General features: G+C 43.1%; 11 protein-coding genes. 2 read left to right on the plus strand and 9 right to left on the minus strand.

Annotated elements, in window-relative coordinates; translation table 11 throughout:
- Positions 1-113: 113 nt before the first annotated feature.
- Together INP83_RS13280 and INP83_RS13285 are read right to left on the minus strand one after the other, a co-directional pair.
- Positions 114-4,964 (minus strand): chemotaxis protein CheB, encoded by a 4,851-nt coding sequence (locus tag INP83_RS13280; RefSeq protein WP_219124622.1) that lies wholly within the window; start codon positions 4,962-4,964, stop codon positions 114-116.
- Between the two features lie 8 nt (positions 4,965-4,972).
- Complete coding sequence (locus INP83_RS13285) at positions 4,973-6,490, minus strand: GAF domain-containing protein (RefSeq protein ID WP_219124623.1); 1,518 nt, start codon at positions 6,488-6,490, stop codon at positions 4,973-4,975.
- Positions 6,491-6,778: 288 nt separating this feature from the next.
- On the opposite strand from INP83_RS13285, the gene INP83_RS13290 reads away from it, so the two are divergent.
- Together INP83_RS13290 and INP83_RS13295 are read left to right on the plus strand one after the other, a co-directional pair.
- Entirely contained in the window at positions 6,779-6,937 is a 159-nt protein-coding gene (locus INP83_RS13290; RefSeq protein ID WP_186458764.1) for a hypothetical protein, read from the plus strand.
- A 22-nt stretch (positions 6,938-6,959) separates the two neighbouring features.
- The gene (locus tag INP83_RS13295) at positions 6,960-8,186 is read left to right on the plus strand and encodes a glycosyltransferase family 1 protein (RefSeq protein ID WP_255563154.1); all 1,227 of its coding nucleotides are present in this window, start codon (positions 6,960-6,962) and stop codon (positions 8,184-8,186) included.
- Here INP83_RS13295 and INP83_RS13300 read toward each other — a convergent pair.
- The 7 genes from INP83_RS13300 to INP83_RS13330 form a co-directional block, all read right to left on the minus strand.
- A complete protein-coding gene (locus tag INP83_RS13300) occupies positions 8,158-10,497 on the minus strand; it encodes a mechanosensitive ion channel family protein (RefSeq protein ID WP_219124624.1) in 2,340 nt (779 codons plus the stop codon). The two genes, INP83_RS13295 and INP83_RS13300, sit on opposite strands and share 29 nt — an antisense overlap.
- Before the next feature lie 115 nt (positions 10,498-10,612).
- A complete protein-coding gene (locus tag INP83_RS13305; RefSeq protein ID WP_219124625.1) occupies positions 10,613-11,854 on the minus strand; it encodes a sodium:proton antiporter in 1,242 nt (413 codons plus the stop codon).
- A 114-nt stretch (positions 11,855-11,968) separates the two neighbouring features.
- A complete protein-coding gene (locus tag INP83_RS13310) occupies positions 11,969-12,814 on the minus strand; it encodes an NAD(P)-dependent oxidoreductase (protein ID WP_219124626.1) in 846 nt (281 codons plus the stop codon).
- Positions 12,815-12,833: 19 nt separating this feature from the next.
- Positions 12,834-13,727, minus strand: coding sequence for a class A beta-lactamase (bla, locus tag INP83_RS13315; protein ID WP_219124627.1), 894 nt, complete (start codon positions 13,725-13,727; stop codon positions 12,834-12,836).
- 22 nt (positions 13,728-13,749) lie between these two features.
- Positions 13,750-14,778 (minus strand): cytochrome d ubiquinol oxidase subunit II, encoded by a 1,029-nt coding sequence (locus INP83_RS13320; RefSeq protein ID WP_219124628.1) that lies wholly within the window; start codon positions 14,776-14,778, stop codon positions 13,750-13,752.
- A 6-nt stretch (positions 14,779-14,784) separates the two neighbouring features.
- On the minus strand, positions 14,785-16,116 hold the full coding sequence (locus INP83_RS13325; protein ID WP_219124629.1) for a cytochrome ubiquinol oxidase subunit I: 1,332 nt from the start codon (positions 16,114-16,116) through the stop codon (positions 14,785-14,787).
- Positions 16,117-16,324: 208 nt separating this feature from the next.
- A complete protein-coding gene (locus INP83_RS13330; protein WP_219124630.1) occupies positions 16,325-16,996 on the minus strand; it encodes a YdeI family protein in 672 nt (223 codons plus the stop codon).
- Positions 16,997-17,039 lie beyond the last annotated feature (43 nt).

The following is a 17,039-nucleotide window of genomic DNA, read 5'->3' on the forward strand; positions in this document are numbered from 1 at the left end:
ATCCTTAACAGAAACCGGCAGATTTGGTTTCAAACAACGCGAAGTTACTAATTTATAGTGTGAATTGTACACACATACCAGTTATTTTGGTAAATGTTACAATGCAAACAGCTTCATGACGCTTTGTTTTTGATTGGAATTGTGAACCAGAATGTTGAACCAATGTTTGCATTGCTTTCCACGCCGATTTCTCCTTTGTGGCGTTTGATGATCTCAGCAGAGATATAAAGCCCCAAACCTAAGCCAGATACGTGACTTGATGACTCCTGTACACGGTAGAACCTATCGAACAGGAAATCCTTTTTATCATCAGGTATGCCTATACCAAAATCAGTTACACTCACTTTGAAGTTTTTATCATCAATGTCACATGTAATGGTAACCTTATCAGCCTTTGGCGAGTACTTTATAGCGTTGGTTAAAAAGTTGGTTACTACCTGCTCAAGGCGCACCTTATCTGCATGCACCCGCATTTCACAGTCGGCTTTAAATTCTATTCTGTGAGTTGAGTTTTGTGCATAAACTTCTTCCATGCATTCTTTTACCATAGCAGCTGCATCAAAGTCGTCATAGTTCAACACCATTTTGCCTTCTTGTATCTTTGTTACATCAAGCAGGTCATCAACGAGGGTGGTAAGCTTACCGGTTTGTTTGTTAGCCTTATCAATGAATGATGCAAGCGTGGCGTCTTTACCTTCGGCTTTGTCTATCATGCGTTTAAGGATCTGTAATGACCCCTTTATGCTGGTAATAGGCGTTTTAAGCTCATGGCTGGCAATGCTCATAAACTCGTCCTTCTTCTGCATCAGTTCTTCTGCTGCCTGGCGGCCTTTTATTAGGTCCGTAACATCAAAACCGAAGAACGCGATACCATCTACGCCGCCATCTTCTGCAAACACAGGGGCGTAAATAAAGTCGAACCAGCAATCTTTCTTTTCGCCGGTTTTGTGATCAAAGCGGTACACATGAAAAGCGTTTTTTACAACTGTCTTCCCTGTTTTAAATACGTGACGCTCTACTTTGAAAAGTTCCGAATCTTTCAGTTCCGGATGAACATCTAAACTTTTGCGGCCCAAGTAGCTTTTTTGCCCATCAAATTTTTCAAAGGCTTTATTTACAAATTCGTAAATAAGATCGGGGCCGCGTTTAATGGTAATGAGGGCAGGGGCATTGGTGAAAATGCTGTAGAACTCGTCCTGCTGCTTTTTAACCAGCTGCAGCAGCTCTTTTCTGCGGCTCTCTGCCTGTTTCTGTTTGGTTATATCAATGATATAACTTACAGAGTTTATCGGGCTATCGTCTTGCCTTAACACAGCTGAGCCCATTAGCACCCACAAACGATCGCCATTGTGTTTTCGGTACTGTTTTTCAAATGGCGGCACAACGCCATGTTGCTTTAATTGTTCAACCGCCCAAACGCTTATTTCGTGATACTCTTCGGGTGTGATTTCTTTCCAGTTCAGCGGGTCGGCTTCAACTTCCTCGCGGGTATAGCCTAACATATTCAAGAAAGCATCGTTGGTTTCAATGATGCGGCCATCCATGTTAGAGAACACCATACCTATCATATTACTCTCAAATACCTTTCTGAATTTGCTTTCGCTTTCATCCAGACGTTTTTCGGTTTCAATAAGTCGGCTAATATCGATTATCGATCCTACTAAACGGTAAGGCGTTTTAAATTCATCTTCAAGTATGCTGCAACGATCTAAAATGGTGGCGTATTTTCCATCTGCTTTTAAAAAACGGTATTCTGCCGTCCACTGGTCCTGGTGGTTATTTATAGCGCTGTAAATGCTTTTTTGCACACGTTCCCGGTCTTCCGGATGAATCTTCTCAAACCAGTTATTTACGTCGGCTATCTCATCGGTAATTTCATAACCAAACATGGTCGCGAAATTTTCACTGCGCCACATGGTGTTATTAACCAGGCTCCAATCCCAAATGGTATCGTTGGTGGCCTTTGATACCAGCTTAAAGCGCTCTTCACTTTCGGTAAGTTCGCGCGTGCGGTCAAGCACACGCTGCTCAAGCTCGTTGTTCAGGTTTCGCAGGCCTTCACGGGCCGTTATCAACTCGTTATAATTGTGCTTAAGTTTTTGCTCGCCCTGTTTGCGCTCGGTAATGTTAGTTAAGCTGATCACAAAACCATCATTCATTTTACCTAAAACCGCCTGGAACCACCTATCATCTGCTGTTTTAAGCTCTGTCTCAATAGGTTTGCCGCCAGTAGCTATTTTTACGTACTGATCAAAACTTACCAGGTTACCCAGGTCAGGGAATTCTTTTATTGACGGATGGCGCTCCATGCTGGCTCCATCCTTTTTAAGGATATCAAGTGCAGCGTTATTGTAAGCTATGCAATTAAAATCAACAGCCTTACCAATTTGGTTATGCACCTGCCTGAAGGCCAGTATGGCAGCAGAGCTCGCATTAAATACACCGTTGATAATGTTATTAAGCTCGGTGATAACCGATATATCAACAAAAGAGATCACTACACCATCAGCGCTTTTATCCTTTTTTAGGTAAGGCATAATGCGCATCAGGTTGTTTTTGCCGTTAAGCAATTCTATTTCCTTTTCAATTACCTGGCCGCTGGCAAGTACGGTGTGGATATCATTGGTGAGGTTATCGTATTTGATATTGCTTGATATGTGGTTGATAGGGCGGCCGATATCCGCCTCTATCAGGTTCACCATTTTTACGGCAGCAGGGTTAAACTTACGGATGCGCAAGTTGGCATCAATAAAGATCTGGCCTATATCGGTGCTCCTAAAGTAGTTATCAAGGTCCTCATTCAGCTCAAGCAGCTCGCGGATCTTTAGCTGATGCTCAGTATTAAGCGTGTGCAACTCCTCGTTAAGCGATTGCAACTCTTCGTTTCCTGATTGCAGTTCTTCATTGGCAGACAATAACTCCTCATTGCTTGATTGCAATTCCTCGTTAGTGGTCTCCATTTCCTCAACGGCCATTTGCAGGTTAACACGGGTTTCGCTAAGCTCAGCCTCCATCTCCATCAGATACTCGCTCTGATGCTCGCCTGCAACCGGCGGCAGCTCAATACCGTCTTTTGGCTGATGTTCTGTTTTAGCCTCGGTGAACATCAGCAAGGTGTAACCGTTTGGTGATCGCGTATCAGGCGGCTTAACGGTTATCTGTAATAATATATCTTCTTTGCCGCGTTTAATACGCACACGGTTAACGTGCGTTTTTTTATTCTCTTTCCACGCTTTGCGGATAGCCGTGTTTAGCACCACTGATACCTCCCGGCTAAGCATGTTCAATATATTCAGATCAAGCTTTTTATTTGGCAGGGTAAGGAACTGGTTAAAGTTGCCAATGGTTTCCTTAACGGTGTACGTTTTGTCTATAAAAATACCTACCGTGCCGAACTCTTCTAATATCAGATCACGAAATTCCTCATCCAGCGAGCGTGATGTTTCACCATTTTGAAAAGGCAGCTTTTTATCCGCATACCGCAAGTTTGGGGTTACGGATGTGTAGGTGTGATGTAAACCGTAGTTGATAGTGCCGGTTTTCTGGTAGATCTTCCATTTGCCACTTATTTCTGTTAAGCCTTCCTTTAAGCTTGCGGCATTTTCGCTCGAACCTAAAAATAAATAGCCGTTCCTGTTAAGAGAATAGTGGAAAGTTGATAACACCTTTTGCTGTAACAACGTGTTCATGTAAATGAGCATGTTACGGCACGTCACCAGATCGTTTTTAATAAACGGTGGCGATTTTATGACGTTGTGTTTGGCAAAAACAATTTGCCTGCGTATAGATGGAAGAACAGAATAGCCTTTATTTTCTTTAATAAAATACTTTTTCAGTAAAACCGGTGGTATCTCTTTAGCGATTGTTAACGGATACCTGTTGCGTGATGCGATCTCTATGCTTGATTCATCTACGTCTGTGGCAAATATCTTCAGCTCTAATTTTTTGCCGGTTTTCTGCAACTCCTCATTAAACAGGATGGCTATAGAGTATGCTTCTTCACCGGTACTACAGGCGCACACCCATATTTTAAGCATTTCTCCGTCAACTTTACCGTCAACCAGTTTAGGGATGATATCCTTAGCAAGAATATCAAATGCAGGCTGATCGCGAAAGAACTTGGTTACGTTGATCAAAAAGTCTTTAGCAAGCAGTTTTACCTCTGAAGGTTTCTCATGCAGCAGGGTAACATAGTCTTTTAATTCCTTTACATTCACCGCAGCCATGCGCCTGTCAATCCGCCTCAAGATTGTTGGCGTTTTATACAGGTTAAAATCCTGGCCACTACCGTTATGCACCAGTTTAAATATCTCGTTCATTACGGCATCATCCGGGTGCGTCTCTTCTAACGGCGGTTTGTGATTTTGGCTTACATAGTTATAAACCTCGGTATGCATGGTATCGGGTGCCAATATGTAATCGGCATTGCCTGATGTGATGGCGCTGTTAGGCATACCATCAAACTTGGCTGTTGCTGGGTCTTGTACGATAACCATGCCGCCGCATTCTTTTACCGCTTCAATACCTTTTGTACCGTCTGTACCGGTGCCGGATAGAATGATAGCGATAGCCTTGTCTTTTTGATCCTTAGCAAGTGTGAACAAGAAGGTATCAATAGCGGTATTAGGCGATTTATCGGCAATTTTATCTGCCAGGCGCAGCCTGCCGCCGCGTATGGTCATTAATTTTTTTGTAGGTATGATGTATACGCAATCGCGCTGCAGGGTGGTGTTATCTTCTGCTTCATACACCTTCATGTGGGTGTGTTTTGAAACTAACTCGACCAGTAAACTTTTATAATCCGGTGATAAGTGTTGTATTACAACAAATGTAAAACCGGAATTTGGCGGCATGTGGTCAAAAAACTCATGAATAGCCTCAAGCCCACCGGCAGAAGCGCCGATAGCAATTATATAATGCTCCAGTATTTTATCCTCCGGAAATTTCACCCTGCTATCTTTCAATTTTAAGACTATGCGTTATGCGTTGTAAATTCATATACGAAACTTCTCATATTCTCAGCTATGCCAATTTCTTCTTTTTTCCATGGCTCAGAGGTATTATGAACCGTTTCTTGCCAAAGCTTAAACGAATTTCTTGGATGGTAGTTTTTGCCATCTGGCTCAAAATTTATGGCTTTGTTAGGGTTGCCACCCCATTTTATGGTTTGTTTAACCTCGGGCCTAAAGGCAACGATGTAGTCGCCTGTGGCGCTGTTAACAGGTATAGCCAATGCGCCGCTTGCTATATCAGCAAAGGGCAGGGCTTCGTCATAAACGGATGAGAGATGATCGCTTACAAAAAGTTTATTTACGTTTTTGCTCTGCAGCCATAGTACCATATTCTCCAAAAAGTCATTATCAGGCGTATTGCCGGCTTTGTAAAGTTTACCTTTAATAGATGCAGCTACGCCACCGGCGTTAAGCACATCCATCAGGTTAAGTTCGGTATCATTCAGTAATCCTGCAAGCAGGTCACCTTCGGCATAAACCTGGGCAATAAGATTTGTTTGTTTCTTTTGCAGGTCTGCCTCAAACTCGAAATTCTCCTTATATAATATTGTAGTTATCTTATTTGATACTACTGATGATATCAACTCGCAAACGCTGCATAGTTCAAAACTAAGGTAGCGCGGCGTTAAATGGTGGCAGGCAATGAGCCCCCAAAGTTGCCCGTTGTGTATCACCCTGAACGACATACTTGCCTGTACATTCATGTTTTTCAGATACTCCAGGTGAACGGCAGCCACACCGCGCAGGTTGCAATCGCTCAGATCAATAAATGTATTTGTTTTTGGGTTGATAACAGGGTATAGGCGTACCGGTTTAAAATCCCTGTCTGGTATTAAGCGGTAAGCATTTTTAAGATAAAGCTGCCTTGCCTGCTTTGGCACATCTGATGCCGGAAAGGTATGGCCCATGTAATTTTCCAGCCCCTCATCCTGCACCTTGTCCTCGGCAATAACGGTGCCGTTCCAGTCAGGATCAAAGTGGTACATCATAATGCCATCAAACCCGGTTAGCTTGCGTAGTTCAGTTACGGCTACCTGGCTTACATTCTCTATGGTATCGGCCTGCTCAATGGCGGCCATAGCGTATTTTACTTCTTCAAAAACATTGGCGAAACTCCGTTCGGCAGCTACGGAAGGTTTTTCCAGCTCTAAAATAATATAACCGGGTTTAAAATGAACCAATGCCTGTACCTTGGTGCCACCTATAACAAATGTTGCAGGTACTTTATCTTTAACAGTATCCCCAAAACGCTCCTGTAATTTAACGATTGCAGTTGTATCGGCATAGGTTGCAAGTGGCGTGTTGACCACATCGGACGCAGGCTTATCAAGCAGCTCGGATATGTTTTCGCTTGCTTGTATCACATCAAGCGACTCGCTGTCAACAACCAGCAGGTAACCGTAGGATTGTATTACGTTGATATGATTAAGGGGAAGGCTTCCGCAGAAATCCGAATCGTAATTCTTTTTTTTGTCCATCACAAAATTTAATCGAGTGCAGCTATCTGTTTAAATAAAATAGCGTAAAGGATACCGTTATGGGCTAATGCCGAAAACAAAAATAACGCTGAGATGTAAGTATAAACAGATGTGTGGCTAAGGTATTATTTAATTATAAATAAAACAAAATGCATAAGCACAACTTACGAGAGTATATTAACTCTTAACATAAAAATTAACTTCGTGACGAAAGTTATTCATCTCATAATCTGCTTTTAACATTACCCTTAAACTAAGCGGGTAAGTTTGTGTTATAACATAAAACCAATGGAAATGGGCTATTCATCACTTGATCTTATAATGCTGCTGATAGCCGGGCTGGTTATCTGGGCAGCCTCGCGCGTGCCGGTAAAAAAAGACGAGTCGCACCGCCGTACAATGCGCAGCAGGCTTAAAGAAAAACACCAGCACTCCCATTCTTTATAATATCTGCTGAAAGGGACTTTTTTTGAATAAGATAAGGGTAGCGTTTTTTGCCGAAATATTGGCAGAAGATTTTGACGGGGCCGTGCGCACCATGTATCAAATTATCAGCAGGATAGATACATCTCGCTTTGAATATTTATTTATCTACGGAGCCGGGCCCGACCAAATAGGCGATTTCCAAACATTTAGAGTACCGCATATTAAAGTGCCTTTGAACACCAGGTATTCGTTAACCTTGCCCGGCCGGGTTAAATCTTTGTTAAGCGAAAAGCTTAAGGCATTTGCCCCGCAGGTGATCCATATTTCCACCCCATCATATCTTGGTAGTTTTGCGCTTGAATATGCACAGGACAATAAACTCCCGGTGCTGAGTATTTACCATACGCACTTTATATCGTACGTTAATTACTATTTCAAGTTAACACCTTTTCTGATCAAACCGCTTAAGGATCACATTGCCAGGGGATACCGGAAATTTTATAATCGGTGCGACAAGGTCTACGTACCATCAACCAGTATACAACAGGAATTAACCAGTATCGGTCTCCGGTATAGTAATATGCAGTTGTGGAAACGCGGGATAGACACTCAGCTTTTTAATCCCTTGAAGCGTGATAAACGTGTTATAGAGCGATTAACTGGAAATAGAAACCCAACCATAGTGTTTGCGAGCAGGCTTGTTTGGGAGAAAAACCTGGAAACGCTGATCGCTATTTACGAGAAATTTAAACAGCGCAACAACCAAGTCAATTTTTTGGTGGTAGGTGATGGTGTTGCCCGTAAAGACTGCGAAAAGAGAATGAAAGGTGCTTTCTTCACTGGTAAGGTCGACCATATTTATCTGGCATCGCTTTATGCATCTGCAGATGTTTTTCTATTTCCCTCAATTTCAGAAACCTATGGTAACGTGGTGGCCGAAGCGATGGCATCCGGGTTACCTTGTGTAATAGCAGACGGCGGCGGATCAAAAGATTTTGTTGAGCATGGCAAAGACGGTTTTAGATGCAGGCCCTTTGATGCAGATGATTACGTTGAAAAGCTGGAAACACTACTCAATAATAAACCACTTGCCCATCATTTTGCCACAGAATGCATCAAGCACATGAACGAGCTAAGTTGGGATGCACTGGCCCAAACCTATTTCGATGATGTAACCGCACTTGCAGAGAGAACCGCTCCCGCCGAAATTGTACCTCCGTTAAAACCACATGCGCAGTTGATCACATCACTTTTATCTGTGCGTCTGTAAAGCGCTGCAGCAAATCTGCCAACAGCTTGCTTTTAAAGGCCGGTTCTATATATACACTGGTAACCCATATCAATATTTTAATTTCTACAGCATCAGCAGTAATATTATTTATCAGGATCTCGGGCGGCAGGTTTTTAACAGTGTGGTCTGTTTGATCTATCAGGTCTTCTAAAATTTTAGAAAGCGCGTTCAGATCAGTCGCTATATTTACCTTAAATATCATCTCTGATTTTACGTAGGATGCACCCTGTGTCCAGTTAACGAGGCGATTGGAGAGCAGGTCGCCGTTTGGGATGATCACCTGGGAGCCGTATTGCGTCAACATCTTGCTTGAGCGTATGCCAATGTCCTGGATCTTGCCTTTTTTGTCGGCTATTTCAATAAAGTCACCAATTTCAAAAGGCTTTTCAAATACCAGTATTACGCCGGACACAAAGTTGTTGACGATGTTCTGCATGCCCAAACCTATACCCACACTAAGCGCACCTAACACTACCGTTAACCTATCCATAGGTATGCCCGACGCTGTAAAGGCAAGTAATAAACCAAGCATTACGATCACCAGCCTGAACAGCGTGAGCTTAGAGCTCTTATGTTCTACCTGGTTATTGGCATATCCGATGGACTTTTCCCCAAACAGAACGCCGATATTTTTTTGCAGGATGTTGGATATGTAAATGATCACCACAAAGAACAGCACATTGCCCAGCGTAAATTTAAGTGTACCGAAAACCCTTTCTTTTACTAACACCTGGTGAACGAAACTGAACACCCCCCCGGCAACATTAAGATTGATGAAGAAAACCAGCAACCACAGTATCACTGCAATAACGGATAACATTCGCTGAAAGGATTGCCGTGTTTTAGCAACATCCAGCCTTGAGAACAAACCGCCGTTGGAAGAGCTGATCTTTATCTGCAGTTCCAGGGCATCAGTTAGTATCTGGATGAAAATAGCCAGCCCTATAACCTGGGTTAAGCCAACTATTGCTGTCACAGAATCAATTTTCGCCAGGCTTATCCGGCCAAAAACATTCAGAAAAATAGCTATAATATTCAGGTAGAAGAAAACATAAAGTACAGGCTTGATAAACCCTTTTTTAAAGTTAATCTCTTTTAATTTTTGATAAAATTTATAACCTATGTATAGTGAGGCAATGTTAACGGCAATTAATAACAAGCGCACAAAGATGGCATGGTGTACAGTGGCCGTTACAGCCATTACCAGTATATACAGCCCAACAATGTAAAGCCACCGCCTCAGTTGCTTTGCGGGCAGCTTTTTCCAGAAATCAATGGTGAGCAGGATAAGCAAGGCAAAGGAAATGATCTCGATATAAAGCGACGGTGAATCGGGCTCAAAAAGCGGGGTGATGATGAGCATCACAATAAGCGCCGGGATCACCGGTACGGCACTGATGTATTTAAACTCCAGTGCGCCAAGGGTTTCCCGCACATCCGGTTTATTTGCTTTGCGATAGTTAAGAAACACCCACAAGAAAAATGCAACCCCAAACAGTATTACCAGGATGCGGTTATCCCAGGTAGAATTGATAAAGTAACCAAGTATTTTATTTTGCCCTCTGATGGATGACGAGAGCAGTTCTCCCAAATCTTCGCCTTTGTTTTCTACCGGTGCCGACCAAATATAGGGCGACTCTTTTCTTAAAGCACTTCTGCCTGATGTTCTCATGCGGTCGCTGATATCAACCTGCAATTCTGTAAGCTCAAGATTAGTTGCTGATACCTCGGCAAGTAACTTGCTCGTGGTGTCGAGGTTAGCAGTGGTAAGTTTGCCCGCATTTTGCAACCTCAGCTTGATATCCAGGAGCTGGCTTTTATATAGATTTTTGGCAGTAGTGTCATCAGCTTTTATCATCAAAACCGAATCCTGACTCAAATGCACTATCTCTTTTGACATGCGCTGCAGGTCGTTGCTTTCTTTAGATAGCTTGTCTTGTATGTCCTGCAGGTTTTCTTGCGATGTTTTTAATATCAGCTGGTAATTACTCAGAATTTTTGGCTCGATAATTCGCTCCTTGGTATCAAGGTCTTCTTTTATTGGTTGAACGTTTTGCCGTATGTCTTTAAGCGTTTGCCTGGCGGTTAAGGTATTGTAACCATCTTTGTTAGCTGCGTTTATTTCTGTGATAGCAGCCTGTGCACGTTGCATCCTGAAAAGCAAGGTATCAGGCAGGGTTTGCCCCGAATCGCTTTTTAAAGTTGGTACCTGGGCAAAAGCGATATTTATTGAGACGATATTAAGCAGTAATAGAACCGCTGTTTTAATGAAAATGCCGTTGAATTTCATTCCTGAGATATTTAACCCTAATGGAAAGGGCTCAAAACAAATTATAGCTTATAACACCTTTTAGTTGTGATTTTGTTTCAGAAAATCAGGAATAGCCCTATTGGCTATCAAAGTGTCAGTTTGGATTACGTAATAATTTTTTAGTGAAACTGCCAATCGTAAGTCCTTGCACAAGGATGGAAAAGACAACAATTATGTAGGTGATAAGCACAAACTCTTCGCGATACATCTGTGGCCCTAAAGAAAGGGCCAACGCCACAGAAAGTCCTCCCCGCAAACCGCCCCAGGTTAAAATAGTTACAGCATTACGTTCAAATTTGATCTTCAATTTAAGAAGATTGATGGGTACAAATACTGCCAGCCATCTGGCAAATAATACTGTGATGATACTGATGGCTCCGATGATCAAAATGGTAGTGTTTATCTTGATGATGAGCATCTCAAGACCTATCAGCAGGAAAAGAATAGCATTTAAGATCTCGTCGATGAGTTCCCAAAATTTGCCCAGATAATCCCGACTGATTTTTGACATAGCCTGGCGTTTAACTTTATTGCCTATAAGTAAGCCTGCAACTACCATTGCTAAAGGGCCTGATACATGTAGCAAACCTGCCAAAAGATACCCGCCCATTACTATGGCCACAGTTACCAGTACTTCTACTTTGTAATCATCAATAGGTTTTAGCGCGTAGTAACCGGTATAGCCCAACAGCGCACCAAACAAAATGCCGCCCACGGCTTCCTGTAAAAAAAGTTTTGCAACTGATAAGGCATCGATGGTTGAGCCGGTGCCTGCGGCATCCAGTAAAGTCACAAATATTACTACTGCTATGCCATCGTTAAATAACGATTCGCCTGAAATTTTTAATTCAAGAGAGGATGGGATCTTTGCTTCTTTGAGTATAGCTAAAACAGCTATCGGATCGGTAGGTGATATAACCGAACCAAATAGCAAGCAATAAATAAAAGGGATGTGGATATTGAAAAGTGAGAACAGATAGAACGTAGTTATACCAACAACTGCCGTAGAAATTACGGTACCTATTGTTGATAGTGCTAAAACAGGCCAACGTTCTTTTCTTAATTGATCAGTATCTATGTGTATTGCCCCTGCAAAAAGTAAAAAACTCAGCATAAATTTGAGCAATACGTCCCTAAAGTTGATAGACTCGACCAGGAGGAGGGCTTTATCCGGGAGAAAAGGATGGTAATTACCCCAAACGGCTAAGATGATAGAGCAACATAGCGACATTACCATAATGCCAATAGTAGGAGGCCATTTAATAATGCGATTGTTGATATATGCAAATAGTGCTGCCAGTACAACGGTAATAGAAATGATCTCGCTGATACCCATATCCCGCTAACTTAATAAATTCGTTTGAATAATGGTAGACAGACGGATTTGGAACCCGGAAGTTTGGGATGTTTTATCTCAAAGGAATTAGCTGGAATCAAATGTGATAGTGGCCTACTTTCTATTTAGCAGGTATTCAAAATCAAATATCGGTTCGTATCCTAACATTTTCCGTGCTTTATTTATCACGTAAACTCTGTCAATACTATTGGGTAGTTCCCACCCTTTTGACCGGTAAATTTCTGCAGCATGGGGGTAAAGCCTCAAAATAGCGTCAGCCGGGTTTGTTTTAAGTACTTGCAGATCTGCTTTTGTAAACGGGCTTGTGCTTGCAATATTGAAAATTTCAAATTCTTTAAAGTCTTTGTGTAAAGCCAGGTATAGCGCTTCAGCTCCATCTCGTTCGTCAAGTCCGCGATACAAGCGATGATTAGCTTCCAGGTTAGGTGCTTCGGGCAAAAAACGACCAACGCGATAAACCGAGGTTTGAAGTTTCTCTTTATAAAAGAAATCTTTGCAAAGTTGTTCAGCAGCTTGTTTGGTAATGTCGTAAATATCGCGCGGCTGTTCGGTAAGTGATTCATCAACCCACACCGCCTTATATGGATCAACCATTGCCGTACCGTAGATTGATGTGGTACTAATATACAAAAAGCGTCTTACGCCTTGTTTTACCGCTGCATTAAGCAAGTTGAGCGTGCCGTGGATATTGGTATCGATAAATTCTTCGCGCGGGTAGTTCAGGTCGCAATGTTTCCCATGAATAGCAGCCGTATGTATTATGGCATTAACTCCATAACATGCTTCATCTACACCAGCTTTATTTTTAATGTCTAAAATTATGTCAGTCGTTGGCGAAACTACAAGGTCAGCACCAACAGCATTTAAACCTGCAGACCGGAGCCTTTGCATCACTGCCCCCCCTAACTTACCTGCCGAACCGGTCACCAATATCTTCATATCTTTTCGCTTGCCATTATCAGTTTAATTTTCCGCTCACAACGTCATCGTAAACTACCTTGGCAATGCGTGCTATAACTGCTTCGCGCGTATCGGTATCGGCCTTTGCATTACTTACAAACACTACCAGTATAAATTGCTTGCCGTTTGGTAAGGTGATTATGCCGCCGTCATTGGTAGCAGGGGAGATCCCGGTCCGGGTATCCGTAGCCGAAGTGCCGGTGCGATGGGCAACAACGGTGTTCGCCGGCAAAAGTCCTTTTATCCGTTTCTTGCCTACCTCCGTTTTTTCCATCGTTTTAATAATGTATTCGGTGCTGTTTGCAGAGAGGGCTTCGCCATTTCTCACAGTTCTAAATAGCTTTGCCATGTCAGTCACCGTGCAAACATCAGTAAATTGCGCCTGCCAATCATTCTTCATTTCCATCTCGGTTGCTCTTATCCTGAAAGAAGTGCCACCTAACTGATGCATGTACTGTTCTACTTCCGCTTTGCTGCAAACCCTATTTAGCAGAATATCGCATGCATCGTTGTCGCTCCAGATCAGCATGTAATCGAGCAGTTCGCGTATGGTTACGTCAACGTTGCCGTCTGGGTGCTTATCGCGCAGCGGACTGTAATTTTCGGGCAGATCGGCTTTGGTGAGACGAAGTTTATCTTCGAGCTTAATACTGCCTTTATCAACCTTATGCAAAACCGCAACCGCGATAGGGAATTTAAAGGTACTCTGCATCACCAGGGGCTTATCACCATTAATGGAAAATGATCTTCCGGTTTGCAGGTCGATCATGCTTACGCCAATTTCGCCTTTTGCATCTTTAGCTATTTCATTGATCTTATTTTTAAGTGGGGTTTGCGCTATGGCAAAGGTGAAACATGCTAAAAAGAACTGAAGCAATAATACTTTTCGCATAGAATAAATTTTTGTCGATAGATTAATGATGCAGATCCGCACTGTGATTAGGATCTTTCTTTTGAAAACTCCAAACCAGGTAAAATAGTGCAGGCAGTATAAATAAACTCCCGGCCAGTAGCGCTATACCCAAAGCCTGTATGGTTTTATCAGCCCCGCGATGAACTAATAACGACAAATAAGTGCCGTTTTTAAGGATAACAATGTTTGGGTAGTGCTTGTAAGTGGTGGTCAACAAGATCATGGTCATCTGGAAACCGGCCAGCACACGTATGATGTAACGCTTACCTTTACTTATTAGGTACCATAAAAGGATAAGCGACAGCGTTGCCAAACCAACAGCAGCAATACCGATGAAATTACCAAACACCCACTGCACCAGCGGGATATTTTCCTTAATGGATGCCGCAAACACAACCGCGCCTGATACAACCGCGGCCACATTCATGATGCGGGCTTTGCGGATGAAACTGCGGCGCTCAGCATCGTCGCGGGCTTCGCCTATAAGGTAAATTGCCGCTAAAAATCCGCATAAAGATGTGGTAAAAAAGCCAATGGTAACAGAGAACCAATTGAACCAGCTGAAAATATAGGCATCCCTAAAATTGTTGGCCTGCGGATCTACCCGGCCGGATACGGTGCTCCCCGCAATAATTCCCAAAAATAACGGCGTAATAAAGCTGGAGTACACAAATATCTTGTTGTAAACCTTCTGCATGTTATCATTAACGGCATCATAATTACGAAAGGTTAATGCTGTGCCACGAGCTATGATCCCCATCAGCATGATGGTTAACGGGATATGTAAATAGGTTGACATGGTAGCGTAGATGGTAGGAAAACCCACAAACAATATCACAATGGCGATGATAAGCCACATGTGGTTTGCCTCCCAAATTGGGCCGATGGCATTGTACATAATTCGCCTGGTCCGCGATTTATTTGGGGTGGAGGTAAACAACTCAATTATACCTGCACCAAAATCGGCACCACCCATAACCAGGTATAGCAGCAGCGAAACCCACAGAAAAATAATTACTACGTAGATCATAAGCTCTTATTTGGCATGCACAGGTTTGGGTTTAACATCATAAATAACAGGCACCATTTTAATTTGCCTGTACAAAAGAAATATCACAGCAATGCTTAACGATACATAAACCGCCGTAAACAAATAGAACGAATAATGTATGCCAGGCATTGGTGTAACTGCATCTGCGGTGCGCATTACGCCTTGTATTATCCAGGGTTGGCGGCCAACTTCTGTTACCGTCCACCCGGCTTCAACGGCTATGAAGCCAATAGGGGTAGCTAAGATAAATAGTTTAAGAAACCACCCTGCGGTTAGCCATAACCGCTTTTTCCAAATGGCAATGAGGTAAAGTACACCCAGCGCCATCATGGCCATACCCAATGCCACCATTAATTGGAAAGCGTAGTGGGTAACAGCAATAGGGGGCTGGTCCTGTTTAGGTATCTGGTCGAGCCCTTTAACCGGTGTTTTGAAATTATCATAAACCAGAAAGCTAAGCATGCCGGGCAACTCAACTGCGTAATTTACTTTTTGATTTTTCACATCAGGTATTCCACCGATGATCAACGGGGAGTAGGGGTCAGTTTTAAAGTGCGCCTCCATGGCGGCCAGCTTTGCAGGTTGGCGTTTGGCAACCATCTTAGCAGATATATCACCGCTTAGGGGCTGTAGTATGGCAGCCAGTACACCAAATATCGCTGCAATTTTAAACGAACGCAGATGAAAGTCAACATTGCGCTTGCGGAATACCATTAACGCATGTACGCCCGCAACAGCAAAACCGGTTGCTGCAAATGCGGCTATACACATGTGTAAGGCCTGTGAAAACCATGCAGGATTAAACATTGCCTTTATTGGGTCGATATTGGTATACTGGCCATTTACAAAATCGAACCCAGTAGGGCTGTTCATCCAACTGTTGGCCGCTACTACCAATATACCTGATGCTAATCCGCTGATACCTACTACCACGCCTGTAACCCAATGGAACCAGCGATTAAAACGATTCCATCCGTACAGGAAAAAGCCCAGTGCAATTGCCTCGATAAAAAATGCTGTACCTTCAAGCGAAAATGGCATACCGAAGATGGGGCCGGCGTGCTTCATAAAGGTTGGCCAAAGCAGTCCCAGTTCAAAGGATAACACCGTGCCGGATACAGCACCGGTGGCAAAGAAAATGGCTACACCTTTGCTCCAGGCCTTGGTAACATTTTGGTACACTTGCTCGCCGGTGCGCAGCCACAAAAAGTGTGACACTGCCATAAAGAATGGCATCACCATGCCAATGCATGAAAATATGATGTGGAAACCAAGTGAAAGCGCCATTTGCGAACGCGCGGCCATAAAATTATCCATACCGCAAGTTTAAGTACTATAATCTGTTTGCGGATATAATGCGCAGACTTTTAGTAATTTAGAACGAATAATAATTAAGAAAAGAGATGAGCCCGAATTGGATAATTAGAGATTTATGCTTATAAAATAAGCATGCCGGCGTTCACGGTGTTCACAAGTGTTCATGGCGTGAACGTGAACGCTCTTTCATCTTCATGGGTTAGATGAATTATTTATCCGACGGGTTTTTCTTCCCTGCCAGCAACATCTCCACCATCTTAACTATGCGGTTTGCACGTGTTTGTTCCTGTTTCGCGCTTAATATCCATAGTACGTATTCTTTGCGGTGCGACCAGGCCAGTTGCTCGTAATAAGCCATTGCGGCCGGTTCTGCCGCCAAAGCTTCCTGCAGGTAGGGTGGAAGAGTTATCTGCTTTTTCTCTACATCGATAAATTCTGAGTAGTCATTTTCTTTACGAATGGATGCAGCGCTGCCCTCTGAATGCTTCACCAGGTGTTCCGGGCGAAAGCGAAGCGATGTCCATGCATTGTTAATAGCAGCCGAAGCTACCGGCCGCAGACCAAAAGGTTTAGTCACTTCCCAACCGCTCATCATCTCCAAGTCGGTTTCAATACCCGAGGTTTTCTTTGGGTAGATCACCCAGAACGTGGTGTCATCTTTTAAAGAAGGTTTTAAATGCTTTAAAACTTCGCTCAGTTCTGCACCGGTTTTAACAAATACCTGAATGCCGCTAACCGGTTTGCCTACCGCGAAGGTTAACTCAACACCATCAGGTAGGGGTTCAAGCGTAGCCAAGTAATCGTCAGGTGCGTTCAATATCAGCCAGGTTTGGCCGGCTTTCATTTGCAGTTTTTTGGCAAGCGGACTGCTTTGGGTCATGGTTAGTTATAATGGTTGATAGCCTAAGCAAGTTAAGTAAAAC

Origin of the sequence: Mucilaginibacter sp. 21P, assembly GCF_019331605.1 — a bacterium.
GTDB lineage: Bacteria > Bacteroidota > Bacteroidia > Sphingobacteriales > Sphingobacteriaceae > Mucilaginibacter > Mucilaginibacter achroorhodeus.